The sequence below is a fragment of the Desulfofundulus thermosubterraneus DSM 16057 genome, assembly GCF_900142025.1.
Classification (GTDB): domain Bacteria; phylum Bacillota; class Desulfotomaculia; order Desulfotomaculales; family Desulfovirgulaceae; genus Desulfofundulus; species Desulfofundulus thermosubterraneus.
Window position 1 is genome coordinate 20,093 of sequence record NZ_FQZM01000007.1, and the last position, 25,958, is coordinate 46,050.

Annotated in this window: 25 protein-coding genes; all 25 read left to right on the forward strand. The window is 55.0% G+C overall.

The window, feature by feature from the left end; genetic code table 11:
* Nucleotides 1-22 precede the first annotated feature (22 nt).
* The 25 genes from rsmH (at nt 23) to nrdR (ending at nt 25,928) form a co-directional block, all read left to right on the forward strand.
* Nucleotides 23-997, forward strand: coding sequence for a 16S rRNA (cytosine(1402)-N(4))-methyltransferase RsmH (gene rsmH, locus BUA65_RS03095; RefSeq protein WP_072867311.1), 975 nt, complete (start codon nt 23-25; stop codon nt 995-997).
* A gap of 3 nt (nt 998-1,000) precedes the next feature.
* Nucleotides 1,001-1,507 carry a cell division protein FtsL gene (gene ftsL, locus BUA65_RS03100; protein WP_072867312.1) on the forward strand — a complete coding sequence of 169 codons (507 nt, stop codon included), beginning with the start codon at nt 1,001-1,003 and terminating at the stop codon, nt 1,505-1,507.
* Between the two features lie 45 nt (nt 1,508-1,552).
* Nucleotides 1,553-3,736: a stage V sporulation protein D gene (locus tag BUA65_RS03105; protein WP_072867313.1), complete on the forward strand. Its 2,184-nt coding sequence runs from the start codon at nt 1,553-1,555 to the stop codon at nt 3,734-3,736.
* 128 nt (nt 3,737-3,864) lie between these two features.
* Nucleotides 3,865-5,349, forward strand: a complete 1,485-nt coding sequence (locus BUA65_RS03110) for a UDP-N-acetylmuramoyl-L-alanyl-D-glutamate--2,6-diaminopimelate ligase (protein ID WP_072867314.1) — start codon at nt 3,865-3,867, stop codon at nt 5,347-5,349.
* Between the two features lie 5 nt (nt 5,350-5,354).
* Nucleotides 5,355-6,716 carry a UDP-N-acetylmuramoyl-tripeptide--D-alanyl-D-alanine ligase gene (locus BUA65_RS03115; protein ID WP_341349600.1) on the forward strand — a complete coding sequence of 454 codons (1,362 nt, stop codon included), beginning with the start codon at nt 5,355-5,357 and terminating at the stop codon, nt 6,714-6,716.
* A gap of 129 nt (nt 6,717-6,845) precedes the next feature.
* Nucleotides 6,846-7,847 carry a phospho-N-acetylmuramoyl-pentapeptide-transferase gene (gene mraY / locus BUA65_RS03120; RefSeq protein WP_072867378.1) on the forward strand — a complete coding sequence of 334 codons (1,002 nt, stop codon included), beginning with the start codon at nt 6,846-6,848 and terminating at the stop codon, nt 7,845-7,847.
* 43 nt (nt 7,848-7,890) lie between these two features.
* Nucleotides 7,891-9,270, forward strand: coding sequence for a UDP-N-acetylmuramoyl-L-alanine--D-glutamate ligase (gene murD, locus BUA65_RS03125; protein WP_072867316.1), 1,380 nt, complete (start codon nt 7,891-7,893; stop codon nt 9,268-9,270).
* Nucleotides 9,271-9,716: 446 nt separating this feature from the next.
* A complete protein-coding gene (gene ftsW, locus BUA65_RS03130) occupies nt 9,717-10,826 on the forward strand; it encodes a putative lipid II flippase FtsW (protein WP_072867317.1) in 1,110 nt (369 codons plus the stop codon).
* Between the two features lie 15 nt (nt 10,827-10,841).
* Entirely contained in the window at nt 10,842-11,951 is a 1,110-nt protein-coding gene (gene murG, locus BUA65_RS03135) for an undecaprenyldiphospho-muramoylpentapeptide beta-N-acetylglucosaminyltransferase (RefSeq protein WP_072867318.1), read from the forward strand.
* Nucleotides 11,952-12,101: 150 nt separating this feature from the next.
* Nucleotides 12,102-13,484 (forward strand): UDP-N-acetylmuramate--L-alanine ligase, encoded by a 1,383-nt coding sequence (murC, locus tag BUA65_RS03140; protein WP_072867319.1) that lies wholly within the window; start codon nt 12,102-12,104, stop codon nt 13,482-13,484.
* Nucleotides 13,481-14,392, forward strand: a complete 912-nt coding sequence (gene murB, locus BUA65_RS03145) for a UDP-N-acetylmuramate dehydrogenase (RefSeq protein WP_072867320.1) — start codon at nt 13,481-13,483, stop codon at nt 14,390-14,392. Before murC ends, murB begins: the two co-directional genes overlap by 4 nt.
* Nucleotides 14,393-14,406: 14 nt before the next feature.
* Complete coding sequence (murA, locus tag BUA65_RS03150) at nt 14,407-15,663, forward strand: UDP-N-acetylglucosamine 1-carboxyvinyltransferase (protein ID WP_072867321.1); 1,257 nt, start codon at nt 14,407-14,409, stop codon at nt 15,661-15,663.
* Nucleotides 15,664-15,858: 195 nt separating this feature from the next.
* A complete protein-coding gene (locus BUA65_RS03155; RefSeq protein ID WP_165613183.1) occupies nt 15,859-16,569 on the forward strand; it encodes a cell division protein FtsQ/DivIB in 711 nt (236 codons plus the stop codon).
* A gap of 31 nt (nt 16,570-16,600) precedes the next feature.
* Nucleotides 16,601-17,317: a DUF881 domain-containing protein gene (locus BUA65_RS03160; RefSeq protein WP_072867379.1), complete on the forward strand. Its 717-nt coding sequence runs from the start codon at nt 16,601-16,603 to the stop codon at nt 17,315-17,317.
* Nucleotides 17,314-18,021 (forward strand): DUF881 domain-containing protein, encoded by a 708-nt coding sequence (locus tag BUA65_RS03165; RefSeq protein WP_072867323.1) that lies wholly within the window; start codon nt 17,314-17,316, stop codon nt 18,019-18,021. The genes BUA65_RS03160 and BUA65_RS03165 overlap by 4 nt, the downstream gene beginning before the upstream one ends.
* A gap of 6 nt (nt 18,022-18,027) precedes the next feature.
* Nucleotides 18,028-18,375 (forward strand): small basic family protein, encoded by a 348-nt coding sequence (locus BUA65_RS03170; protein ID WP_072867324.1) that lies wholly within the window; start codon nt 18,028-18,030, stop codon nt 18,373-18,375.
* 71 nt (nt 18,376-18,446) lie between these two features.
* Nucleotides 18,447-19,664 carry a cell division protein FtsA gene (gene ftsA / locus BUA65_RS03175; RefSeq protein WP_072867325.1) on the forward strand — a complete coding sequence of 406 codons (1,218 nt, stop codon included), beginning with the start codon at nt 18,447-18,449 and terminating at the stop codon, nt 19,662-19,664.
* Between the two features lie 36 nt (nt 19,665-19,700).
* A complete protein-coding gene (gene ftsZ / locus BUA65_RS03180; protein ID WP_072867326.1) occupies nt 19,701-20,753 on the forward strand; it encodes a cell division protein FtsZ in 1,053 nt (350 codons plus the stop codon).
* A gap of 106 nt (nt 20,754-20,859) precedes the next feature.
* Nucleotides 20,860-21,006 (forward strand): hypothetical protein, encoded by a 147-nt coding sequence (locus tag BUA65_RS18145; protein ID WP_165613184.1) that lies wholly within the window; start codon nt 20,860-20,862, stop codon nt 21,004-21,006.
* Nucleotides 21,007-21,146: 140 nt separating this feature from the next.
* On the forward strand, nt 21,147-22,058 hold the full coding sequence (spoIIGA, locus tag BUA65_RS03190) for a sigma-E processing peptidase SpoIIGA (protein WP_072867328.1): 912 nt from the start codon (nt 21,147-21,149) through the stop codon (nt 22,056-22,058).
* A 37-nt stretch (nt 22,059-22,095) separates the two neighbouring features.
* Nucleotides 22,096-22,827 (forward strand): RNA polymerase sporulation sigma factor SigE, encoded by a 732-nt coding sequence (gene sigE, locus BUA65_RS03195; protein ID WP_072867329.1) that lies wholly within the window; start codon nt 22,096-22,098, stop codon nt 22,825-22,827.
* A 124-nt stretch (nt 22,828-22,951) separates the two neighbouring features.
* Nucleotides 22,952-23,725 carry an RNA polymerase sporulation sigma factor SigG gene (gene sigG / locus BUA65_RS03200; protein WP_072867330.1) on the forward strand — a complete coding sequence of 258 codons (774 nt, stop codon included), beginning with the start codon at nt 22,952-22,954 and terminating at the stop codon, nt 23,723-23,725.
* 181 nt (nt 23,726-23,906) lie between these two features.
* Complete coding sequence (spoIIR, locus tag BUA65_RS03205) at nt 23,907-24,788, forward strand: stage II sporulation protein R (RefSeq protein ID WP_072867331.1); 882 nt, start codon at nt 23,907-23,909, stop codon at nt 24,786-24,788.
* Between the two features lie 104 nt (nt 24,789-24,892).
* Complete coding sequence (locus tag BUA65_RS03210; protein ID WP_072867332.1) at nt 24,893-25,189, forward strand: YlmC/YmxH family sporulation protein; 297 nt, start codon at nt 24,893-24,895, stop codon at nt 25,187-25,189.
* 274 nt (nt 25,190-25,463) lie between these two features.
* Nucleotides 25,464-25,928 carry a transcriptional regulator NrdR gene (gene nrdR / locus BUA65_RS03215; RefSeq protein ID WP_072867333.1) on the forward strand — a complete coding sequence of 155 codons (465 nt, stop codon included), beginning with the start codon at nt 25,464-25,466 and terminating at the stop codon, nt 25,926-25,928.
* The last annotated feature ends 30 nt before the right edge of the window (nt 25,929-25,958 follow it).

Below are 25,958 nucleotides of genomic sequence, written 5' to 3' on the forward strand. Positions count from 1 at the left end.
GGCGTTAGGGCAAGATCAGGGGATGGAGGAAAGAAAGTTCACTCATCAACCGGTATTGCTGGAGGAAGTGCTGGCATGGTTGAACCCGCAAAGCGGGGGCACCTATGTGGACTGCACCGTCGGGGGAGGGGGGCACGCTGCAGCCATCCTGGAAAAGAGCAGCCCCGCCGGCTGCCTGATCGGCCTGGACCAGGACCCCCATGCCCTGGAAGCGGCCGCCCGGTACCTGGCTCCTTACGGGGAACGAGTCACCCTGGTAAGGGAAAACTTTATCAACCTGCCCCAGGTCCTGGATGAACTGGGTATTCCGGCTGTAAACGGCATACTCTTTGACCTTGGTGTGAGTTCTCCTCAACTGGATGTTCCTGAACGGGGTTTCAGCTACCACCACGAGGGTCCCCTGGATATGCGCATGGACCCGGCTATGCGCCACACTGCCGCCGACCTGGTCAATAACCTGGGAGAAGAGGAACTGGCCGGGATCATTGCCCGCTATGGCGAGGAACGCTGGGCCAGGAGGATTGCTTCCTTCATTGTGCGGAAAAGACAGCACCAGCCCATAATAACTACTTCCCAGCTGGTGGAAATAATCAAAGAAGCAATTCCGGCAAAAAGCAGGCGCAGCGGCCCCCACCCAGCCCGGCGAACCTTTAAGGCCTTAAGAATTGCCGTAAACCGGGAACTGGAGGTTCTGCCGGAAGCTTTGCGCCAGGCGGTTGACCTACTTTTGCCAGGAGGACGCATTCTGGTGATCACTTTTCACTCACTGGAGGACCGGATCGTCAAAAATTCATTTCGCCGGCTGGCCAATCCATGCGTGTGCCCACCCAGTTTTCCCCAGTGCATATGCGGGCAAAAGCCTGTGCTGCGGGTACTTACACCCGGGGGGGTGGCACCCTCGGAAAGGGAGGTAAATTTAAATCCCCGCTCCCGCAGTGCCCGCTTAAGGGTGGCAGAAAAATTAAGCCCGGTTCTAAATGCCACGGGGGGTGAATAAGCTTTGATAGTAGCCAAGGAACAACCTTACCACCAAAGCCCGCCCGGGAAAGGGTTAACCCCCGCGGGTCATCCCCGGCCGCAAGCACGGCCCCGGGAACATCTGGTATTAATGCTCCTGATCCTGCTCGTTTTTGCATTGGGTATCTTGATTTCGATTTTCTACTCCCGGGTACTCATTACCGGGTATCAGATCACCCGCATGCAAAAAGAGCTGGCAGAGCTGGAAATCGAGACCCGGGGTCTTGCCGAGGAGGTGTCCAGGCTATCCTCCCTGGAACGGGTGGAGGCCGTGGCCACCACCCGCTTGGGCATGGTGAAGCCAGACGAGCGCCAGGTGGTACTGGTGAAGGCTGCAGGCGAGTTCCAGGATGCCCTCCCGGAACCCAGGCCGGCCGAAAAATCTGCGTCCGGTGATACGGAGAAGGGGCGTACACCCAGGGAGCATCACTGGATCCTGCAGGCCCTGACCGATCTGGTCATTCACCGTTCCTCAAAACATTCCGGCTAAAGAACACATTTTTTCACGGGTGGGCGCTATCTGGAGGAGAAGGGTATGCGCACCACCAACATCATTATCCGCCGCAGGTTGACTTCTCTTTTCCTTTTGGCCACTGCGGCCCTCGTTGCTTTAATAGGCCGTTTGGCGTGGATCCAGTTTGTACGGGCGGATGAACTGCAGCAAAAGGCCCTGGAAGTGCGGATGCGGGATATTCCGGTGGAGGCCAAGCGAGGAAATATTTACGACCGGAACGGCCGTCTACTGGTAACCAGCGTCAGCGCGGAGTCTCTTTATGCCATCCCCTACCTCGTAAAGGATCCCCGCCGGGTTGCGGAACAGCTTGCACCTCTCCTGGATATGAAAGTGGAACGCCTCTACCAAATCCTCTCCCGCAAATCATGCTATGAATGGGTTGCCCGCAAATTAGAACCGGGGACAGTGGAGAAAATTAAGCAGCTCAAATTGCCCGGTCTCTTTTTTGTGGAAGAAAGCATCAGGCATTACGTGTTTGGTTCCCTGGCGCCCCATGTCCTGGGCTTTACAGGGATAGACAACCAGGGGCTCATGGGCATAGAAAAGACCTTTGACCGGGAATTACAGGGAACCCGCGGCCGCATTGTGGTGGAACAGGATGCCACCGGACGGGAGGTTCCCGGGGCGTTGCATAAATATATTCCCCCCCGGCAGGGAAACAGCCTAGTGTTGACTCTGGATGAAACCATCCAGCAGTTTGTTGAACGGGAACTGGACCGGGTGGTGGCCAAATATAACCCCAAACTGGCGGTGATTATCGTTATGGACCCCCGGACTGGGGAAATCCTGGCCATGGGTAATCGCCCCACCTTTGATTCGAAAAACTGGATGACTGCCCCGCAGGGGGTTTGGGATCGTAATCCAGCCATCTGGTACAATTACGAGCCGGGTTCCACCTTTAAAATCATTACCACTGCAGCAGCCATCAGCGAAGGGGTGGTTAAGGCCGATGACCAGTTCTTCGATCCGGGCTACATAAAGGTTGCCGACCGCTACATACGCTGTTGGGCTGACGGCGGCCACGGCAGCCAGACCTTTGAACAGGTGGTGATGAATTCCTGTAACCCCGGATTTGTAGAGGTGGGCCTGCGCCTGGGAAAGGAAAAGTTTTACTCATACATCAAGAAATTTGGATTTGGAGATGTAACCGGCATTGACCTGCCCGGGGAGGCCACCGGTATTCTCATTCCCGAAAAAAAGGCAACTAACCTTAACCTGGCTACCATGGCCATAGGCCAGTCCATTGCCGTAACGCCAATTCAATTGCTAACTGCTACCTGCGCTGTGGCCAACGGTGGTGTTTTATTGCGCCCCCATCTGGTAAAAGAAATCCGTGACCCGGCAGGCAAGGTAATTAAGACCTTCCAGCCCGATGTGGTGCGCCGGGTGCTTGACCAGGAAAAGGCCCGCCAGGTGGCGGGTCTGCTCCAGGCGGTGGTCATGAAGGGTACCGGTAGAAATGCCTTCATTGACGGCTACCGGGTGGCCGGCAAAACCGGTACCGCCCAGGTGGTTGGGGAAGGGGGCGGCTACGTAAGCGGGAAATACGTGGCTTCCTTTACCGGCTTTGCCCCGGCAGATAACCCGCGGGTTGCCGCCCTGGTTATGGTTGCCGAGCCCCAGGGAGGTATCTATTACGGTAGCCAGGTGGCCGCTCCCGTGTTCCGGGAAGTGGTCCGGGACACTCTGCATTACCTGCAGGTACCCGAAACACCTGGCCTCGAAAAACCAAAGGATCCCTTCGTGTACTTTGAACAGCTCCGGGTTAAGGTCCGGGTGCCAAACGTGGTGAATTATCCCCTGGAAACGGCCCAGAATATCTTGCGCGAGGGAGGACTATCCTTTGTAGTCCGGGGGGAGGGGGCCATCGTCCAGGATCAGACACCTAAAGCGGGGGCGGAGGTGTTAAGCGGCACCTCGGTGGTGCTGGATCTGCAGCCTCCCGGGGGTAAATCAAGGGAAGGACCGGTTACTGTTCCCAATCTTACGGGCCTTACCATCACCGAGGTGGCCGCCCTGCTGGCGGGTATGGATCTCCGCCTGGAGGCGGTGGGGGTTGGGGAAGCCGCCAGTCAAAACCCCCGGCCCGGGGAAAAAGTCCCCCGGGGTACCACAGTGAGGGTAGAGTTCACACCCAGATCCGGGTTGTCTCAGGCACCCCCTGCCACTGCCCGGCCGGTGGGGAAATTTGTGGAGAGGCCATAACATGAGTTGTGTAATAATAAAATTGGAAATAATACCATAAAAAGGACAGAAGGGCTCTTATTGCATTGTCACAGCAGGGGTGGTAGTATAACCACGGGAACCTTTCTGGTAAGGAAGGAGGATTTCGCTTGTTGTTTAGCGAGTTGATCGAGGGGCAAACCTGTCTGGCTGTAGGAGGCAATCAACAGGTACATATAGCGGGCATTGCTTACGACTCGCGGCAGGTGCAACCGGGTTTTCTGTTTGTTGCCGTGGAGGGCTTCACCACCGATGGCCACCGTTATGTGGAACAGGCGGTATCCAGGGGTGCAGTAGCCGTGGTGGTGCAAAAGGAAATCCCCCTTCCTTCCGGTATTGCCTTCGCGCGGGTGCCCGACACCCGCCTGGCTCTGGCTTTGCTGGCTGCACGCTATTACAGTTATCCGTCCCGGAAGTTAAAATTAATCGGGGTTACCGGGACAAACGGTAAAACCACTACCACCCATTTGCTGGCAGCCATTTACCGGGCGGTGGGAAATAAGGTGGGACTTATTGGTACCATTGCCAACTGGATTGGTGGCCGGGTATTGCCCGTATCCCACACTACCCCTGAATCCCTGGACCTACAAAAGTTGCTGGCAGAAATGGTAAATAATGGTATTGAAGTGGCGGTAATGGAGGTAAGTTCCCATGCCCTGGCTTTAAACCGGGTGGCCGGGTGTGCCTTTGATGCCGGGGTGTTTACGAATATTACGCAGGACCACCTGGATTTCCACCGGGACATGGAGGATTACCTGGCGGCAAAGACGCTGTTGTTCCGGGGGCTGGGCCGGGATGGCAAGCCTGCCCTGGCGGTCATTAACGCCGACGATCCCCGGGCGGAAAGGATCGCGGCGGCAACAAAAGTGCCCGTTTATACCTACGGCCTTTCGGCGGAAGCGCAGGTGCGGGCCCAGGAGGTTAAAGTTACCCCCCGGGGCGCTTCTTTTACCGTCACCGGACCTTGGGGAGAATGCCCGGTTAACTTAAAATTAACCGGTTATTTCAACGTTTATAATGCCCTGGCCGCTCTCACGGCGGCATTGGCCGGGGGTGTTCCCTTACCGCTGGCGGTTCGGGCCCTGGAGTCGGTGGAAGGTGTGCCGGGTCGCTTTGAACTGGTAAACCGGGGGCAGGACTTTGCAGTAGTGGTGGACTACGCCCATACCCCCGACGGGCTGGAAAACATCCTCACCACCGCCCGGGCCATAACCAGGGGTAGGTTGATTACTGTATTTGGTTGTGGTGGCGATCGGGATCCCACCAAGCGGCCCCTCATGGGGGAGATTGCCGCGCGCCTGAGTGACCTTCCGGTGATTACTTCGGATAACCCCCGCACCGAGGATCCCATGAAGATTATTTCCCAGGTAGAAGAAGGGGTGCGGCGGATCCGTTCCGACTACCAGGTGGTGCCCGATCGGCGGCAAGCCATTCGCTTTGCCCTAGGGGTTGCCGCCCCGGGGGATACGGTCATTATTGCTGGCAAAGGACATGAGAATTATCAAATTATCGGTACAACTAAATATCCTTTTGATGATCGCAGTGAAGTTACTAAAGTACTGGACGACCTTTTGAGTAGAGGAGATGCGCCGTGAAGACCATGACCCTGGAGGAAGTGGCGCGGGCCATAAATGGGAGGCTTTATCAGGGGGACGCGGGCATCCGGGTCCAGGCCGTTTCCATAGACAGCCGCAGTCTTACGGGAGGCGAGTTGTTTTTTGCCCTCCGGGGGCAACGGCATGACGGCCATGACTTTGTGCCCCAGGCTCTGGCCGCTGGTGCCGCCGGGGTGGTGGTGGAGCGGGTAGTGTCCGGCATAAATCCCGGGGCTGCCGTAATTCAGGTGGACAACACCCTGGCCGCTTTACAAAAACTGGCCCGCTATAACCGGGAGGCTTACCGGGTGCCGGTGATTGGTATTACCGGCAGTTCTGGTAAAACCAGCACCAAGGACCTGGTGGCAGCCGCCCTCTCCCGGCGGTTTAACACTTTGAAAACCACAGGCAACAGGAACAACGAAATTGGCTTGCCCCTTACCCTCCTGGAGCTTGATGAGTGCTCTCAGGCAGTGGTAGTAGAAATGGCCATGCGGGGGCCGGGGGAAATTGCCTTCCTTTGCCGCTTGGCCAGACCCACGGGAGCAGTGATCACCAATATTGGGGAGGCCCACATAGAGCGCCTGGGGTCGGTAGATAACATTGCCCGGGCCAAGGGAGAAATCCTGGAAACCATCGGCCCTGAAGGGTTTGCCGTTTTGCACCGGGACAGCCCCTATATCCATCGGGAGGCGGCCCGTTGCCGGGGGCGAGTGTATTTGTTCGGCATCGGTGGCGAAGCGGATGTTCTTGGTAGGGACATCCGTCCGGAAAAGGGTGGCAACCGGTTCTGGGTGAGGGTGCCCGACGGGGGGGAAGCGGAAATATATTTACCCCTGCCGGGGCGGCACAATGTGGAAAACGCCCTGGCCGCGGTGGGAGTAGCCTGGGCGCTGGGTGTGGCGTTAGAAGACATTGCCGCCGGCTTGGCCGGGGCGGTCTTGACGCCCATGCGCCTGGAAATAATTGATTGCCAGGGGCTACAAATCATTAACGATGCCTATAATGCCAACCCGTCCTCAACCCGGGCTGCTCTGCAGGTGCTGGCTGAAACGGATGCCAAAGGGCGTCGCATTGCCGTTCTGGGAGATATGCTGGAACTGGGAGACGAAGCTCAGGCCGCTCATCGCCGGGTGGGCAGTGATGCCGCCGGGGTGGTGGATTACCTGATTACGGTGGGTAATTTAGCCCGTTTTATGGCCGATGGGGCGCTGGCGGCCGGAATGCCCGGCGGGTATATCTTCCGGTGCGCATCAAAAGGTGAGGCTATTAAATTATTAAAAAATCTAGTCCGGCCCGGGGATGTCATATTGGTGAAAGGCTCCCGGGGCATGCGCATGGAAGAAATTGTGCAGGCCCTGGTCTAGGAAAAATACACCTTTTTGCTATAAAACACATAAGCTGGTAACGGTTGGCTATGGTGGCGCGGGATGAACGGCGCCCGGCATGTACCTTTGACTTGCGGAAAGGAGGAAAACCGCCGCAGGTGGTACCGGATGGGCAATAACGATTTGTGGCTTCTTTTAAGTAAGGCTTTGCTTATTTCTCTGGTCGTAACCCTTCTTTTAGGAGCCCTGACCATACCCGTTTTGCGCCGGCTTAAGTTCGGTCAGAGTATCCGCGATGATGGGCCGGTCACTCACTTTTCCAAGGGTGGTACCCCCACCATGGGCGGAATCATGTTCCTGGCCGGAACAACCGTGGCCGGGCTCTGGCTTGCTCGCCATTTTCCAGATGGTCTTTTGGTGCTCGGGGTTACCCTGGGATTCGGGTTGATTGGTTTTCTGGACGACTACATTAAGGTAGCATTAAAGAGATCCCTGGGCCTGCGGGCCCGGGAAAAGCTTTTTGGCCAGGCTATCTTAAGTGTGCTGCTGGCCTTGCTGGCTGTTTCCACCTTTGGCCGGGGGACGGATGTGGTAATCCCTTTCAGCGGTTTTTTTGTTCCCGGGGGGGTAACCCTGGAGCTGAAAAGCTGGGGGTTTCTTTTGTTTGACGTTTTGGTAGTGGTTTTTACGGCCAATGCGGTGAATCTTACCGACGGCCTGGACGGCCTGGCCGCCGGAGTAACCGTACCAGTGGCTGCGGCTCTTATGTTTATTTCCCTCTTAATGGATAAATTGGGCATTGCTATCATCATGGCCGCCCTGGTGGGAGGCTGCTTGGGTTTTCTGGTCTACAACCACCATCCAGCCCGGATATTTATGGGTGACACCGGTTCGCTCGCCGTGGGAGGGGCACTGGGAGCGGCGGCGGTATTAACCAGAAGTGAGTTGTTCCTTCTGGTTATCGGAGGCGTTTATGTACTGGAGGCTCTATCGGTAATCATCCAGGTGATTTCCTTCCAGCTCTTTGGCCGGCGGGTGTTCCGGATGAGTCCCCTGCACCACCACTTTGAGCTTGGTGGCTGGAGTGAACAGCGGGTGGTCTATATTTTTTGGGGGTTCGCCATTGTACTGGCCCTCCTGGGGATGGCCGGGTTGTATCAGCTAGGTTAAGTATTTAAAATGGCATATTTGTTAAAGAAGGAAGGTAAGGGACTTGGCATTTGAAGGACAAAAAGTTCTGGTAATTGGGGCAGGTAAAAGCGGAGTGGCGGTCAGTCGTTTTCTGGCGGGTAAGGGGGCAAATGTCGTCTTAACCGACCGGAAGGAACAGGCTTCCTTTGCCCCGCCCTTGCAATCTCTCCTACCTCCGGAGGTGGAACTGGTGCTGGGTCGTTACCCGGAGGTGGGGGAAGACAGCTTTGACCTGGTGGTAGTAAGCCCGGGGGTCCCCCTGACCATACCGCCGGTAGCCCGGGCCCGGGAACTGGGGATACCGGTGACAGGCGAGCTGGAACTGGCCTACAGGTTGGCCAGAGCGCCCATCGTGGCCATTACCGGTACTAACGGTAAAACCACTACTACCAGCCTGGTAGGGCAAATTTTTGCCGACTCCGCAATTAGAACCCTGGTGGCCGGCAATATTGGCCAACCCCTGATTTCAGAAGTGGATAAATACGGGTCGGACGACCTGATTGTTCTGGAGGTCAGCAGCTTTCAGCTGGAAACCACTAGTCTTTTCCACCCCCGGGTGGCCGCCATCTTAAACATAACTCCCGACCACCTGGACCGGCATGGAAATATGGAAGGCTATGTGGCGGTCAAGGCGCGCATTTTTGCCAACCAGACCGGGGACGATTATACGGTTTTAAATTACGACGACCCCCTGACCAGGAATCTAGCATCCTTATGTCCTGGAAAGGTTATATTTTTCAGCCGGCGGCATAATCTGGAAGAGGGGGTAATAGTGCACAATGGTTACATAGCGGTAAGGCAAGGGGAAACTGTTCATCCCATTTTACCGGCCAGCGCCCTGCGCATTCCGGGGGCCCATAACCTGGAAAACGCTCTGGCTGCTGTAGCCTGCGCCTGGGTGCTGGGAATCGGGAAAAAGCAACTGGCTGCCACGCTGAACCACTTTTCCGGCGTTCCCCACCGTCTGGAATTTGTCGCCGAGATCAACGGCGTGAAATATATCAACGATTCCAAAGGTACCAACCCCGAGGCCAGCATCAAAGCCCTGGAGGCTTATGATCAGCCCATCGTTTTACTGGCCGGGGGCAGGAACAAGGGCAACGACTTTACCGCCTTTGCCCGCCTGGTGAAGGAGAAAGTAAGGGTGCTGGTGGTGCTGGGAGAATGTGCCGGGGAAATTGAAGCGGCCGCCAGAGCGGCCGGGGTCGGGGAAATTATAAGGGCCAAGGACTTTCAGGATGCAGTATTTCAAGCCCACCGGGCAGCCCGACCGGGGGAAGTGGTCCTGCTTTCGCCGGCCTGCGCCAGCTGGGACATGTTCAAAAGTTACGAGGAGCGCGGGGAAGTGTTTAAAAAGCTGGTACATGAGCTGATTATACGGGAAATGGCCGGGGGGCAGTGAACGGTTTTGCTGAACATTTCCTCACCGGAGAAGTAAATGTTCAGCGAACCCGGTTGGATGCGGCGCTGTCCTCGCTCACTCCAGTGCTTCGCGCCGACAGCACCGCGGTTCGCTTCGGGCCGGCTCTGGCTCTCTGCGGATTGCCCGTGACTAATTGCACTTCGTTGTAAGCTGTTAACTAATGTATTTCAAACTTTTCTTACGCTTAGTCAATCTTGCGTCCTCGAGAGCCGAGCCGCCCAGCACTCACTGAATAAGCTATACGGCGGAGGCCAAATTTTCTACTACCTTTTGCGTTTGCCTTGGAATGAGCATTTTTTGCCGGTGAGTGCTGGGTTGCCGGGTGCTGTTACCGGCGCTTCGCAAGTCGTTCGCTCCGGACAGTGCCGCATCCTCGTCATTACGGTTTTGCTGAGCATTCACCCGGAGAAGGTAGGGAGACTCCCATGCGCTTACGTAGGCGGCCACCGGATTTTATCCTCTTTCTGACCGTACTTATGCTTTTAAGCGTGGGCATCGTGATGGTTTTCAGTTCCAGTTACTACTATGCCATGTTTCCGCCCTTTAATAATCCATTTCATTTTTTGATCCGCCAGTCCATCTGGGCCATCATCGGCCTCACGGGTATGTTTGTGATGATGAATTACGACTACTGGCGTTTGAAAAGGTGGGCGGGAGGATTGCTGATCCTGGCCTTTGCTCTGTTGGTTGGCGTGCTCATTCCGGGAGTTGGCGTTTCGAAGCTGGGAGCCCAGCGCTGGTTGAACCTGGGTCCCTTGAGTTTTCAACCATCGGAATTTGCCAAACTTTGCCTGGTGGTTTTTACGGCTTATGGCCTTTCCCGGCGGCCCGAACGAATCACCAATTTTCGCCAGGGAGTGCTGCCGTACCTCGCCATAATGGGCCTGGCGGCTGGGCTGATCCTCATGCAGCCGGACCTAGGTACGGCCGTGACCGTGGCCGGGACCATCGTATTGATGCTTTTTGCAGCCGGTGCCTCCCTGGTACACCTGGGAGCCCTGGGTGTATTGGGGACGGTCGCCCTGGCCCTGGCCATCTGGACGGAGCCTTACCGCATGAGGCGATTCCTAGCCTTCCTTGATCCGGAAAAAGATCCCTCGGGCTCGGGGTGGCATATTTTGAATTCCCTCATGTCCCTTGGTTCTGGCGGCCTATTGGGCACCGGATTGGGGCAGGGTCGTCATTCCAAATTCCTTTATCTCCCCGAAAGGCAGACAGACTTTATCTTTGCCGTGATTGGAGAAGAGCTGGGTTTTATTGGTGCCTGTTTGGTTATCCTGCTGTTCATTTTGTTTATCTGGAGAGGATTGAAAGTGGCCATCACCTCTCCGGATCCTTTCGGCAGCATGCTTGCCGCCGGGATTGTTTCCGGCGTAGGCATCCAGGCAATCATTAATATCGGCGTGGTCACAAGCTCCCTGCCGGTAACCGGCATTACCCTCCCCTTTCTCAGCTTTGGAGGAACATCCCTGGTGTTCACCTTGCTGGGGGTAGGGGTTTTACTGAACATATCCCGCTACAGTGCTCCCAAATGACGGGGGGTGGAGCGTTTGCATTTTGTGGTAACCGGGGGTGGTACGGGAGGGCATATATACCCCGCCCTGGCCATTGCCCGGGGACTGTTGGCCAAATACCCTGAAGCCCGGGTGCTTTACATCGGCCGGGACGGCGGTCTGGAGGCCGACCTGGTGCCGAGGGCGAACCTGCCCTTTCGTGCCATTCCAGTAACCGGTTTAAGGCGCAGCCTGTCTCCGCGCAACCTGCTGGTTTTCTGGCAGGCAGCCCGGGGGGTTCTTCTGGCCCGGCAGATTCTGGCCGATTTCAAGCCGCGGGTGGTAGTGGGTACCGGTGGATATGTGTGCGGGCCGGTGGTTCTGGCCGCCGTTTTGCTGGGTATTCCCACCCTGATTCACGAGCAAAATGCCCTGCCCGGTTTAACCAACCGGCTGCTGTCCCGTTTTGTCAGCCAGGTGGCGTTGACTTTTGAAGATGCCCGGAAATATTTTCCCCGTAAAGCCCGGGTTAAAGTTACCGGGCTTCCGGTGCGTCCGGAGGTGCTGGCCTGGCGGCGGGACGAGGCCAGGCGAGCCATGGGTATTCCTGAAGATGCTCAACTAGTCCTCTCCTTTGGGGGAAGTCAGGGAGCCAGGATGATCAACCTGGCCATGATCGAGGTTTTAAAGCAGCTTAACGGCCGGGAGGGAGTTTATTTCCTCCATGTGACCGGTTCCGGCCATTATGAGGAGTTTTGCGCCCGGGCCAGGGAGGCGGGTTTAAGTATAGCCGAAAATGGCAATATTATCCTTGTACCCTATCTTGATGAAATGCCCCGGGCAATGGCGGCGGCTGACCTGGTCATCTGCCGTGCCGGGGCAGCTACCCTGTCGGAATTGACGGTGGTAGGGTTGCCGGCCATTCTCATACCCTACCCCTATGCTACCGGGAATCACCAGGAATACAATGCCCGTTCCCTGGAGCGGGAAGGTGCCGCCCTGGTTATCAGGGACCGGGATTTGACGGGGCCTTTGCTGGCCGAAAAGCTGGTTCAGCTTCTGGCGCAACCGGCAAAACTGAAGGCGATGGCCGGGGCCAGCCGCCGCCTGGGACGTGCCCGGGCACTGGATGAAATAGTTGAGATAATAGATAACCTGGCCCGGTAAAGACGGTGGCTATTGCCCTTCATGGTCCGGGTAGCACGGCTGGACAAGCCCGGTAATGGCACACCTTCTTTAACCCGGGCATAGTATATGGTGTATCGCGAAGCTGTCACGTTTGCCAGGAGCTGGAACCCGGAAAGGAGTTGAAAGTCATTGCAGGTATTACCCCGGCGGGTACATTTTATCGGCATTGGTGGGGCTGGCATGAGTGGCCTGGCCAGCATCCTTCTTGATTTGGGTTATGAGATTACCGGTTCGGATCTTTCCTCCACTGATATCACCCGCAGGCTGGAATCACGGGGAGCCGTCTGCCATGTGGGCCACGCTTCCCGGAACCTGGATACCACGCAGTTGGTGGTGGTTTCCTCGGCCATTAAACCAGATAACGCCGAATTGCTGGCTGCCCGGGAAAAGGGTATCCCGGTTATACACCGGGGAGATCTACTGGCCTGGCTGATGCAACGGCAAAAGGGTATTGCCGTTGCGGGGGCCCATGGCAAGACCACTACCACTTCCATGCTGGCTCTGGTGTTGGAAAAGAGCGGACTTGACCCGACCATTGTTATCGGAGGTGAATTGAACGATATTGGCGGAAACGCCAAACTGGGTCGGGGGGAATATCTGGTAGCTGAAGCCGATGAAAGTGACGGATCCTTTTTAAAGTTACATCCGCTGGCAGTGATCGTGACCAATATTGAAGATGATCACCTGGACCATTACGGTTCGGTGGCGGAAATAAAAAAGGCTTTCCGGCAGTTCATGGGTAATGTGCCGGAATACGGGCTGGTTATTGCTTGTATCGACGATCCCAATGTGCGGGAAGCAGTGCAGGATTTGGGCCGCCCCGTGATTACTTACGGCACCGAAAGTCCCGCTGCCGACTATGTCCTGCGCCATTTATTATTAGAAGGTGAAGGTTCCCGCGGTGAAGTGTATTATCGCGATCAACACCTGGGCTCCCTGGAACTTTCCGTCCCCGGAAAACATAATATGTTAAACGCCCTGGCCGTGGTGGCTGCTGCCCGGTGGATCGGACTTGATTTCCACCTCATTGCTCCGATCCTCAAGGAGTTCCGGGGAGCCAGAAGAAGGTTTGAACTGCTGGGTGAAGTGGGGAATGTGCGGGTGGTGGATGACTATGCCCATCATCCTAGCGAAATAAAAGCCACTCTGCAGGCGGCCCGCCAGACGAGGCCAAAGCGCCTGATCGTGGTCTTTCAACCTCATCGCTACACCCGGACGGCCTTATTAAAAGAACAATTTGGAAAATCCTTTGGCGAAGCCGATCTGGTGATAGTTAATGAGATATACAGTGCCGGTGAGCCACCCATAGAAGGGGTTAACGCCCAGCTGATTGTCCAGGCCATAAAAAACCATGGCCGCCCGCCAGTGGTTTATCTGCCGGCCAGGGAACAAATAGTCAATTACCTGGCTGCCATGGCTCTGCCCGGTGATTTAATTTTAACCATGGGTGCGGGAAATATCTGGCTCTGTGGTTTGGAACTGTTAAATAGGTTGAGGGAGAAAACATCATGACTTTACCGATCGGCTTTAAAGAATTAAATGCCCTGTTGCCCGGACAGGTGAAGGCCAATGAGCCTATGGCCCGCCATACCACCTGGCGTATCGGTGGGCCGGCAGATATCTTTGTGGAACCGGCGGGAGTGAAGGAACTGGCCCGGCTAGTTACCTGGGTACACGGCCGCGACCTCCCCCTTTATTTTATTGGGAACGGTTCCAACCTGCTGGTAAAGGATGGGGGCATCCGCGGCATAGTAGTGAAAATTGGTCGTGCCTTCGGTAAGGTCCAGGTGCAGGAAACAACCTTGATCGCCGGGGCCGGGGCCATGCTGGGTGTGCTGGCGGCTGCAGCCCAGAAGAGCGGCGTGGGCGGTTTGGAGTTTGCCACCGGCATTCCCGGAACGGTAGGTGGGGCGGTGGTAATGAATGCCGGCGCCAACGGTTCATCCATGGCCGACCTGGTACAGGAAGTTATGGTTATGGATTTATCAGGTGAACTCGAACGGCGGAATGCCGGCGAGCTGGGTTTTGGCTACCGGACCAGCAATTTGCTGGGCAGTTCGCTGGTGGTTCTGGAGGTGACCTGCCGGGGCGTGGCCCGGGACCCGGACCAGATCCGGGCGGATATGGAGCAGTATCTCGCCCGCCGCCGGGCTTCCCAGCCCCTGTCTTACCCCAGTGCCGGCAGCGTTTTTAAGAATCCTCCCGGGAAAACAGCCGGCTGGTTAATTGAACAGGCCGGGTGCAAAGGTATGCGCCAGGGTGATGCCCAGGTATCTTTGGTCCACGCCAACTTTATAGTCAATTTGGGGAGGGCTACCGCTCGGGATGTGCAACTCCTGATCCACCGGGTGCAGCAACTGGTTTACGAGCGTTTCGGGATAACTTTAACTCTCGAGGTACAGGTTCTCGGTGAGGATTGAGCGGGGGTGACAGCATGGTCAGGTTTTTCATTACGGGCGGTAATCCCCTGCGGGGCACTGTGCGGGCCAGTGGAAGCAAGAACGCTACCCTGCCAATACTGGCCGCCTGTCTCTTGCACGGGGCACCTAACGTAATCCAGCAGGTGCCGGCGCTAAAAGATGTAACGACCATGTGTGATGTCCTGGAACACCTGGGTGCTCGGGTAAACAGGGAAGGGGATTCCATTAGAGTAGACGCTACGCATATCCAGTCCGTGGAAGTAGGGGAAGACTTGATGCGCCGGATGCGGGCGTCCAACCTGGTGCTGGGGCCCCTTTTGGGACGCTTTCGCCGGGTTAGAATCTCCTACCCCGGCGGCTGCAACATCGGGTCCCGGCCCATGAACCTGCATTTAAAGGGGCTCAAGGCTCTGGGGGCCAGGATTGAAGAAAAATTCGGCTATATTACTGTGGAGGCTGCTAAACTGGAGGGCGCCGAAATCCACCTGGATGTTCCCAGTGTAGGTGCTACTGAAAACATTATGATGGCTGCCGTGCTGGCCAAGGGCATAACCATCATTCGTAATGCGGCTAAGGAACCGGAGATCGTAGACCTGCAAAACTTTTTGAACCGGATGGGAGCGCGCATCAAGGGTGCGGGTACCGATGTAATCCGGATCGAAGGGGTAAAACACCTTAACTCCGTGGAACACGCCGTAATTCCCGATCGCATTGAAGCGGGAACCTACCTGGTGGCTGCCGCCATTACCGGCGGAGATGTCACGGTAACCAACGTTATTCCCGAACATCTGGAGCCTGTGCTCGCTAAGCTGAAGGAAATGGGCTTTTTAGTAGAGACGGGTGATGAACATGTGCGAGTGGCGGCTCAGGATCGGCGGCCGCTGGCAGTAGATATCAAAACGCTGCCCCATCCCGGCTTTCCTACCGATATGCAGCCCCAGATGATGGCCCTGGCCTGCCTGGCAGAAGGAACCAGCGTGATTACCGAAACAGTCTTTGAGAACCGTTTTAAACATGTGAGTGAACTCCGGCGGATGGGAGCCGACATCAAGGTGGAGGGGCAGACAGCCATCGTCAAGGGGGTAGAAAGGCTCACCGGGGCCCCGGTTATGGCCACGGACTTGCGGGCGGGTGCCGCCCTGGTCCTGGCCGCCCTTGCTGCCGATAACGGTACCGTGGTTGAAGGCGTGGAACATATCGACCGGGGTTACGAAAGGATGGAACAAAAGTATACCGCCCTGGGGGCTAGAATTATGAGGGTATCCACTTAACGTGGTTCTTTTTTAGTTTTTGGTGGACAAGTTTTTCCGGTTGCTATAATATTTTGGTATAATAATCCGGGAACGGGAAAACTGGGTGTTATTGTTTGTTTGGGCCAGCTGGCGTGCTGGCCGGGTAACAGGGGATACCAGGTATCCGCGGGCATCAATTCTGCCGGTTCCAGGACAAAATAAGGAGTGGTGAGGTTGGGCATACCGCGGCATACCGGAAAATATCTTGTCGAAAGGATTTTGTTTGCCTTTGTGGTTTTGCTGGCCGCCTTTATCCTCCTGGGTTCACCTCTGTTCGAGGTGCGCGAGATTGAAGTTACCGGCAACAGTGCTCTGCCGGAAAAAAAAATTGTGGAGCTTTCGGGGATTACCATCGGAACAAATATTTTCAGGGTTAATTTAAAAGAGTCCGAGGCCCGGATCCGCACCGTGCCGCTCATCAAAGATGTCAGTCTTACTCGCGAATTTCCGTCCCGCATCGTGATTGCAGTAGAGGAAAGAAAAGCAGTGGCTTTGCTTCCCATAAAGGACGGTTTTATGCAGGTGGACCGGGAAGGGGTGTGCCTGAAGGAGAGCGGAGTGGCCGGTTCCCTCCCGGTGGTGACGGGGACGGTAGTTCCCACTCCTGCTCCGGGAGAGGTGATCCGGGATGCAAAACTGGGTACGGCCCTGCAGGTGATCAACCAGCTCCCTGGGTCACTGTGTAGTAAGCTATCCGAAATACACGTTAATGCCCAGGGTCAGGTGGTGCTGTACACCCTGGACGGGGTTGAATGCCGCCTGGGTGCTCCCGTGGATATCCACAAAAAGGCCGGGGTTCTCCTGCAGGTTCTGGAACAGGTAAAGGGCCGGCAGATAGCCTATGTAGATCTTACCGGTGTTCCTGTAGTCAAATATGTCAGGTAAAATTTGGAGGTATAAAATGGGGGGCATGACCGTGAAAATCAGGGGATTTCACTGGGCGTTGGTTCTGGTGGGGCTGGTTATGGGTCTGATGCTGGCGGTACAGTTCCGTTTGACCAGGGATATCCAGGAAACGCCCCCCGTTAAGCAAACGCAAACCCTGGCTGCCCAGGTTAATCAAGCTAAAAAAGAACGGGATGAGCTCCAGCGACGGGTAAGTGACCTGCGGGCCCGCCTGGATGAAGTAGCAGCCGGTCCCCGCTTGAACGCGTTAAAAGAGGAGTTGAACCGGGTGCGTATTGCGGCCGGCCTGGTAGAGGTTAGCGGCCCGGGGGTGGAAGTAACTTTAAATGATAGCAACCAGATTTTGCAGCCGGGACAAAATCCAAACCTTTATGTTTTACACGATGAGGATGTGCTGAAAATTATCAACGAGTTAAAAGCTGCCGGGGCTGAAGCTATAGCCATCAACGGTCAGCGCATGCTGGCCACCAGTGAAATACGATGTGTCGGCCCGACCATTTTAACCAACCGCAACCAGCGCTTGACCCCTCCTTTTGTTATTTCCGCCATTGGTAATCCCGATAATTTGATTAATTCCCTGCTCATGCGGGGTGGGGTAGTGGAGCAACTGCGCTTTTGGGCTATTCAGGTGGAGGTTAAAAAAGTAGCGCAACTAACGGTGCCTGCCTACACGGGAGGGGTGCGCTTTGAGTATGCCCGCCCGCTGGAGGAGGGAGTAAAACGATGAAGCTGTCCACCTATCTATCCCTAGGACTGGTGGCCCTGGTTTTGGGTGTGCTGATTGTTTTCCAGTTCCGGGTCACCAGGCACATTGAACAGGGCATACCGGCCGGCCGGGCACAGGAGCTGGCTCTGGAACTGCGCCAGCTGGAAAAGGATAAGAGCAAGCTCGAGGCCGAGGCCAATGACTTAAGCCTTAAACTGGAGCAGGTTACCCGGGGTCAAACCGAAGCAGAGAAGGCCCTCAAGGATGAGCTGGCCAAAGCCAGGTTGCTGGCCGGTTTGGTTTCCGTTACCGGACCCGGTATTGAGGTAACCCTGGACAATCCCCCCCAGCAACCCGGTGGAGGGGGGGCCGCCAGCCTTTATGTCATCCGGGATGAGGACCTTTTGCGGGTGATCAATGAACTGCGGGGTGCGGGGGCCGAGGCCCTTTCCATTAACGGCCAGCGCATAGTGGCCCACTCTGAAATCCGCTGGGCTGCCCCCTTTATTAATGTTAATTTGACGAGGGTGGTGCCGCCCTATCACATTCTGGCCATTGGCAAGCCGGATAATTTAAAAAGCGCCCTGGAGATCCCGGGCGGACTGGTGGAGTACTTGCTGGATTTGGGGGTCCAGGTAAAGATTCAGCCTTATGACCGGCTTACCATCCCGGGTTATTCCCGCACAACGGAGTTTCGCTATGCCAAACCAGTGGTAAAAGGGTGAGAAAAAATGTGGTTGGGTATCTGGCTGGCTGTTGCCGGTTTGGTTTTGGGAGTGCTACTGGGGCTTAATATTCCTCTGGTGCTGCCACAAGTTTACGCCAAGTATCTTTCCGTGGCAGCTCTGGCAGCCCTGGATTCGGTTTTTGGAGGCATCCGGGCAGCCATGGAAGACCAGTTTGATAACACAGTCTTTATTTCCGGTTTCTTCAGCAATGCCCTGCTGGCTGCCGGTCTGGCCTTCATTGGAGAGCGCCTGGGGATCGATCTTTATTTAGCTGCCGTGGTGGCCTTCGGGGTGCGGCTGTTTCAAAACCTGGCCATTATCCGGCGCTACCTGTTTAAAAAAATAAAATAAAAAGTTTTAAAGGGAAAAGACCGCTAACGTTGAATTTTACATTTTTAGTAACTGGTAGGGGGGTGCCCCGCTTGACTGGAAAGGAAGTTGTGGCCGGCCTGGATGTGGGTACGTCCAGTATGGTGGCGGTGGTAACCCGGGTTGCCGATCCTGAACGGGCGTCTGGAATCGGCTGGTGCCCATCCGTAGGAATGCGTAAGGGTATAGTCGTTGACCTGGAAGGGGCAGCCCAGGCAGTAAGGCGGGCTGTGGAGATGGCCCAGGAGGCGGCCGGGTTCAGGGTTGGCGCTGTTTGCGTGGGTTTTTCCGGCCATGGCGTAAATGTGCTCACCAGACATGCCGATATAATCATTGGTCACGGCAGAAAAATTACCTCCGGTGATGTGGCTGACCTGAGACAAACTTTAAGACAGGTGGAGGTTCCTGTTGGAAGGCGGGTTTTGCAGGTACTGCCAGTGGAGTTTATGATTGACGGCGTACCCAGGAGGGATAGCCCCATCGACTGTACTGGTTCAAGGCTATCCATGCAAGCACGGGTGGTAACTGTAGATAGTCAGGTGATTGATCAGTTAATTGCCACCGTGGAAGCAGCAGGACTACGGGTAGCGGAGGTCGTGTTAAACCCACTGGTATTGGCGCAGGAAGTATTGAGCACCGTCGAAAGGGAACTTGGCGCGGTTCTGGTGGATTTAGGCGGTGGAACTACTGCCGTTACGTTCTTCAAAGGTGGCACCCTGGTAGATATGACCGTTATTCCCGTGGGCGGGGAACATATTACCAGCGACCTGGCGATTGGAGTGAGAACATCCCTGGATGCGGCTGAAAAGGTGAAACGGGAGACCGGCCTCCTTCCGCAAGAAACAGTTTGGGTGGAATTACCTACCATGGGAGGCCAGGCCTCCCGGCGGGCCAGCCTGGCTACCATCAGGCAGATTATTGAATCCAGGGTGCTGGAGATCTTGGATCTAATTAAGCAAAGCATTGACAGGCTCGTCCGGGGGAATGCATTGCCCGGGGGGGTGGTACTCGCGGGCGGCGGCTCCTGTCTAAGAGGATTGCCCGATCTGGCCTCTCGGGTTTTGCAATTGCCCGTCCGGGTAGCTACAACGGAACCGGACTGGCAGATTGCCCGTTTTCTGGCCAGGCGTGCAGCGGCAGGAGTAGCCAGGGGGGAAAATCACAGGCTGGCGGTGGCAGCCGGGGAGTTCCGGTTAGGGCCGCGGGGAGTGAGACAAATTTTTGCCCATATACGCCGGAGTTACCCTCATGGAAGCGGTACTGACGGTTAAGTTATCTTGCTTGAGAAACCATAGAGGGGGATTGTCATGCTTGACTTCGAGCTTGAAAACAACCAGTTCGCCAATATTAAGGTCATCGGGGTGGGAGGGGCAGGCAACAACGCCGTTAACCGGATGATCATGGCCGGTTTGCGGGGAGTGGAATTCATTGCCGTTAACACCGATGCCCAGGCCCTCCAGCTGGCCCAAACCAGCAACAAAATTCAAATTGGGGCCAAGTTAACCAAAGGGCTAGGTGCTGGTGCCAATCCGGAGATTGGGCAGAAGGCGGCTGAAGAGAGCCGGGATGATATCATCCAGGCTTTAAAGGGGGCAGATATGGTTTTTGTTACTGCCGGTATGGGTGGCGGTACCGGTACCGGGGCGGCACCGGTGGTGGCCGAGGTGGCCAAGGAACTTGGTGCTTTGACTGTGGGGGTGGTGACCAAGCCTTTCACCTTTGAAGGAAGGAAGCGGATGAACCAGGCGGAGATGGGAATTCAGAACCTTAAGGGTAAGGTGGATACCTTGATCACCATTCCCAACGATCGCTTGCTGCAGGTTATTGATAAGCATACCTCTATTGTTGAGGCTTTTCGCATAGCTGACGACGTTCTGCGCCAGGGTGTACAGGGCATTTCGGATTTGATTGCCGTACCCGGCTTGATTAACCTGGATTTTGCCGATGTGAAAACGATCATGAAGGATACCGGTTCCGCCCTCATGGGCATCGGAGTGGCCAGCGGTGAGAACCGGGCCACCGAGGCCGCCCGCATGGCCATATCCAGCCCGTTGCTGGAAACTTCCATCGAAGGAGCCAGGGGCGTACTACTAAACATTACCGGTGGAACCTCCCTGGGGCTCTTTGAGGTAAATGAGGCGGCGGAAATTATCTCCCAGGCTGCCGATCCCGAGGCCAACATTATTTTTGGTGCGGTCATCGATGAGCGCATGGAGGATGAAGTGCGGGTGACAGTTATTGCTACCGGTTTTGATCAAAGGGTGGTTAAAAAAGAACGGGCTAAAGATGAGTTAGAAATTAAGCCCTTTACCAGCCACGACGACCTTGACATTCCGGCCTTTTTGCGCCGGCGCAATTAGATTTTGGGGTAGCGATTTTATAAACAAATTTGTTGCAAAAGCCGGTCGTAAGGACATGGCTTTTTTATTTTTTGTGCATAATAAAGCGGAAGGAGGAGATGCACATTTGGAGCATCCGGAGCACGAGAAAACTGTAGAAGTAAAGGGAAATCGCAAGAAAGATCTTAACCGTATCAGGGGTACCCAGCGCCTGGTAGATCCCGAACGGGGGCCGGAGAATAAGAGAAAAAAAGAAAGCCTGGGAAACATATAATGACATATTTTACCAGTCTGGTATAGTATAATAAGACCAGACTTTTCTTTTTGCCCATTGATTTGTAAGGCTATCATAAAGATCTAGAGGTGGCCATATAATGGTAGAGGGCTGTGCATGGCCAGGTGGGAGTGGGCTTGATGACCGGTTACGTCGTCTATGTTGATCAGGTCCTGGCAGGCAATTTGCTCCTCAATTATATTTTATTATGGACGGCCGGGCGACTATCACAGGTGAGGACAACTATATTCCGGCTGGTCTTATCCAGCGCCCTGGGCAGTGTATACGCTTTGTTCTTTTTTGTCCCGGGTTTTAACCAGTTATTTAGTTTGCCTTTTAAAATGTTCTTTTCCTCCTTAATGGTCGTGGGAGCTTTTGCCCCTCTGCCAGTGAAAAGACTGCTCTCCTGTCTTGTATTTTTTTACCTGTTGTCTTTTGCCCTGGGAGGCATCTGGCTCGGTTTTATTTATTTTCTTTATTCCAATAGCGATTTCGCTACCGCATTAAACCAGACGTTGCACATTATTCAGCGCTATTTCTGGCCCGGCCTTTTGCTGGCTCTCGCAACACTGGTCGGGGGAGGGCGTGTACTAGCCCTGTTGATGCAGTTACGGTTGGAGCAGCAGACGCACAGGGTGGGGCTGGTGGTGGAAGTGGAGGGGCGGCGGGTAGAGGTGTGTGGCCTGGTAGATACGGGTAACAGTTTAAGGGACCCCCTTACCGGTCACCCGGTGATTGTCGTAGAGTACACCGCCTTGCTGCCCATATTGCCTCCGGCGGTACGGCAAATTATCGAGGAGGCAGGGGATTCCAGCGACCTCTCCGGGCTGGCAGCCCTGGCCGGAACCGGCTGGGCGGCCCGCCTTTGTTTGATTCCCTTCCGCTCCGTGGGCCAGGAGCAGGGGATGCTGATTGGTATTCGACCGGACCGGGTGGAAATTCTCCAAAAAAACGGCAGTACCGGGGTTCATCAGGTGGTTGTGGGCATTTACAAGCATGCGCTGGGAAACTATCAAGCACTGGTACCCCCGGCAGTGGTCAAAGCAGCCTGACGGACCGGGGACAATATTCAAGGTGGGGTGGGAAAGTATGTCTTTGCCGAAAATTGTACAACTAAAGTGGCATTGCCGCTTGCTACTGATCAGGATGGCGGCCTGGTTGGGCTACCACCGGGAAATTTATTATGTAGGCAGCAGCGAGGCGCTCCCGCCACCCCTTTCCACCGATGAAGAATCCTTTTTGATTAACAAGCTGGAGGCCGGGGACAACGCCGTACGCACCGTGCTCATTGAACGCAACCTTCGTTTGGTGGTGTATATAGCCCGCAAGTTTGAAAATACCGGCGTGGGGATAGAGGACCTTGTTTCCATTGGAACCATTGGTTTAATTAAAGCGGTAAACACCTTTGACCCCGCAAAAAAAATCAAGCTGGCCACCTATGCTTCCCGGTGCATTGAAAACGAAATTCTCATGTACCTGCGCCGGAACAATAAAACCCGGGCTGAGGTATCCTTCGATGAACCCCTGAACATTGACTGGGAGGGTAACGAGCTATTGCTATCCGATGTGCTGGGTACGGAAAACGATATTATCTACAAATATATTGAAGATGAGATAGATAAAAAGCTTTTGTATATGGCCCTGAACAAATTGACCGGCCGGGAACGCAAGATTATGGAACTACGTTTCGGCTTGAACAACGGGGTAGAAAAGACTCAAAAGGAGGTGGCCGACTTACTGGGTATTTCCCAGTCCTACATTTCCCGGCTGGAAAAGAGAATTATCAAGCGTCTAAAGAAGGAAATGCACCGGCTGGAATAGGGTGGCTTAAGTGCTCCAAAGTCCGCCGGGTCTTTTTTTATCCATGTATAAAGGCAGGGGGTCGGGGTAATAATGAGGTTATGGCCAAACGCATAAAAACTTGAAAAGAGGTGGGCGGTCTTCCATGCTGCTGAACAAGGTAGAGATCAGTGGTGTGAACACCTCAAAACTCCCCCTGTTAACGGGGGCCCAGATGCGCCAGTTATTCGAAGCAATGCATAATGGAGACCAGGAAGCCCGAACCCAGTTGATTAATGGTAACCTGCGCTTGGTCCTTTCGGTAATCCAGCGGTTTACCAACCGCGGTGAATATGTGGACGACCTCTTTCAGGTGGGTTGCATCGGATTGATGAAGGCGATCGATAATTTTGACCTCTCCCAGAACGTTAAGTTTTCCACCTACGCCGTTCCCATGATCATTGGTGAAATCCGGCGTTATTTAAGAGACAACAATTCCATTCGCGTAAGCCGCTCTTTAAGGGATATTGCCTATAAAGCCCTGCAGGTAAGAGACAACCTGGTAAACAAGTATTCCCGGGAACCGTCGATTAACGAAATTGCCGGGGAATTGAAGCTGCCCCGGGAGGAAATAGTTTTTGCCCTGGATGCCATCCAAGAACCCATTTCCCTCTTTGAACCTATCTATCATGACGGCGGGGACCCCATCTTTGTCATGGACCAGATAAAGGACGAAAAAAACCACGACCATAACTGGCTGGAAGGCATCGCCATCAGGGATGCCTTGAGAAGGTTGAGTGACCGGGAAAAATTAATTCTCACCTTGCGCTTTTACGAGGGGAAAACACAGATGGAGGTGGCGGAAGAGATCGGCATTTCCCAGGCTCAGGTATCCCGCCTGGAAAAGGCCGCTTTAAATAACATGCGCAAATATTTATAGGTTTTGTTTTGGCATTTCTTTCTGCCGCCGGTATTGTCCCTTCTGACCGTTCCCAGGAGGCAAAACTCACCGGTGCTTTGCTTTTTTGTGCCCCCATTACTCCAGGTTTAAGCTGTCGAAATACGGGTAAAACTAGGGGTAGAACAAATATTTGCAAGTTAAGTAATGGGGGAACGAGAAAATGCTCTCGCAAAGGCGGATCGGCTTTTGGGTTGCGGGTGTGCTGGTGGTGACGCTGCTGGCTAGCTGGGGTTGGTACCGGCATGTCATGGATAACCCCTACCGTCCCGATCACCTGATCCGCTTCCATGTGATTGCCAACAGCAATTCGCCTGCCGACCAGGCGCTGAAATTCCGGGTGCGGGATGTGCTTGTCCAGTCCATGACCCCTCGCTTCCAGCAGGCCCGTGATATTGAAGAAGCCAGGATCATTGCCCGGACCTACCTGGATTACATGGAGCAACTGGCTAGGCAAGCAATCCGCGACGCCGGGGCGGACTACCCCGTTACCGTGTCCCTGGGTCACTACCGGTTTCCGGCAAAAACCTATCACGTGGCTAATGCCAACCCGGGGAGAGTTCATGACCTGACCCTGCCTGCCGGCGAATATGAAGCGGTGCGAGTGGTCATCGGCCGGGGTGCCGGGGCCAACTGGTGGTGCGTGTTATTCCCTCCTCTATGTTTTGTAGATGTTCAAAATGCTGCCGGACCTTGTACCGGTGAACGGGAAAACCCGCCCCGGCGGGACTCCGGGTTGAAGCACGATCCAGCAAAAGAAGGTGCGGAGCAAAAACCTTCCTCTCCGTCGGATGAAGGTGCCGCGGCGGGTGTAAAGGCGGAGCCGGCTTTTAAATGGACCGGGCCCCCCGCCGTAGCCACCTTGGCTCCCACCCACCGGAACGGCCAAGGCGAGGGTACCATTTTAAGAGCAAATTCCTCCGACGGTACCCCCGTGGAATTTCGCTTCCGCATCCTGGACTTGTTTGCCGGTGCGCAGGGCTGGTTTAATCGTCTCTGGAGTGCCCGGCACTCACCGTTTTCAGGTAACTACGCAGGAGATTAAAACCGCATATAGCCAGTCCGCACCATTAGATAACCCTTATTTAGGTGAGTCCCGGGTTCAGCCTGCCTACCTGGCGGCATATAATATGCCAGGGGGTGCAGGCAATGGTAAAGGTATCGGATTTGCGCATGCGGGAAGTAATTAACATTGCTGACGGGCGCCGTATGGGGCCGATTAAGGATATTGACATTGACCTGGAACAGGGGCGTATCAGCGCTATCATTCTCCCCGGTCAGGGGAATCGCCTTTTAGGGTTGTTCGGCCGGGAAGAGGAAATTGTGGTCCCCTGGCATAAAATTAAAAAAATCGGCCTGGACGTAATCCTAATCGATTTGCGGGATGTTACTGACGTGCGACCCGAGGGTGGTTTTCCGGCCAACGGGAAAGAACGATATTTCTAAGAAGAAATTCCTAATTTCAGTTTCTGGCCCGGGTGGCAACTGTCCTGGATTGATAAAGTAGGAGACAAGCATCATCGCAACGGAAAAATGTGAAAAGGGTGCCTCTGGTAGACCAAGGAGGAGGAAATTATTTCTGGTTTCGCGAGGGGTACCCTTTTCACGTTTTTGTTTTACCCCTATATATAGTATAATGTCTTCACCAGCTGTACTATATATGTGAAGAAAAGTGATTATTTATCCCCGGGCCCGTGATGGAAAAGAGTGGTGAAGCAGCGTGCGCTGTCCCTTTTGCGGTTTTTCGGAAAGCCGGGTGCTGGATTCCCGCTCGGCGGAGGATGGTTATTCCATACGCCGCCGGAGGGAATGCGCGGGATGCGCCCGGCGGTTTACCACCTACGAGAGGGTGGATGAGCTTCCCCTGGTGGTGGTAAAAAAGGACGGCCGGCGGGAGGTTTTTAGTCGCAATAAACTCCTCGCCGGGCTGGTGAAGGCCTGCCAAAAGCGTCCCGTATCCATGGCCGCCCTGGAGGCCCTGGTGGACGAGGTGGAGCGCACATTGCGCAGCACAGCGGAGCTGGAGGTTTCCAGCCGGCAAATCGGCGAAATGATTATGGAACGGCTGCGTGTGCTTGATGAAGTGGCTTATGTACGCTTTGCCTCGGTTTACCGGGAGTTCCGGGATGTACAGGAATTTTTACAGGAAATCCAGCGCTTATCCGAAAACGCCGTAAAAGTTTAGCTTAAACTGTAGCAGCTGGAGTTACAAGTC

Bases quoted from the DNA above. Each gene is read 5' to 3' on its own strand.
- rsmH (WP_072867311.1), top strand. From the start codon at position 23: ATGGAGGAAAGAAAGTTCACTCATCAACCGGTATTGCTGGAGGAAGTG.
- BUA65_RS03105 (WP_072867313.1), top strand. From the start codon at position 1,553: ATGCGCACCACCAACATCATTATCCGCCGCAGGTTGACTTCTCTTTTC.
- BUA65_RS03115 (WP_341349600.1), top strand. From the start codon at position 5,355: ATGACCCTGGAGGAAGTGGCGCGGGCCATAAATGGGAGGCTTTATCAG.
- mraY (WP_072867378.1), top strand. From the start codon at position 6,846: ATGGGCAATAACGATTTGTGGCTTCTTTTAAGTAAGGCTTTGCTTATT.
- ftsW (WP_072867317.1), top strand. From the start codon at position 9,717: ATGCGCTTACGTAGGCGGCCACCGGATTTTATCCTCTTTCTGACCGTA.
- murB (WP_072867320.1), top strand. From the start codon at position 13,481: ATGACTTTACCGATCGGCTTTAAAGAATTAAATGCCCTGTTGCCCGGA.
- murA (WP_072867321.1), top strand. From the start codon at position 14,407: ATGGTCAGGTTTTTCATTACGGGCGGTAATCCCCTGCGGGGCACTGTG.
- BUA65_RS03165 (WP_072867323.1), top strand. From the start codon at position 17,314: ATGAAGCTGTCCACCTATCTATCCCTAGGACTGGTGGCCCTGGTTTTG.
- BUA65_RS03170 (WP_072867324.1), top strand. From the start codon at position 18,028: ATGTGGTTGGGTATCTGGCTGGCTGTTGCCGGTTTGGTTTTGGGAGTG.
- ftsZ (WP_072867326.1), top strand. From the start codon at position 19,701: ATGCTTGACTTCGAGCTTGAAAACAACCAGTTCGCCAATATTAAGGTC.
- spoIIGA (WP_072867328.1), top strand. From the start codon at position 21,147: ATGACCGGTTACGTCGTCTATGTTGATCAGGTCCTGGCAGGCAATTTG.
- sigE (WP_072867329.1), top strand. From the start codon at position 22,096: ATGTCTTTGCCGAAAATTGTACAACTAAAGTGGCATTGCCGCTTGCTA.
- sigG (WP_072867330.1), top strand. From the start codon at position 22,952: ATGCTGCTGAACAAGGTAGAGATCAGTGGTGTGAACACCTCAAAACTC.
- spoIIR (WP_072867331.1), top strand. From the start codon at position 23,907: ATGCTCTCGCAAAGGCGGATCGGCTTTTGGGTTGCGGGTGTGCTGGTG.
- BUA65_RS03210 (WP_072867332.1), top strand. From the start codon at position 24,893: ATGGTAAAGGTATCGGATTTGCGCATGCGGGAAGTAATTAACATTGCT.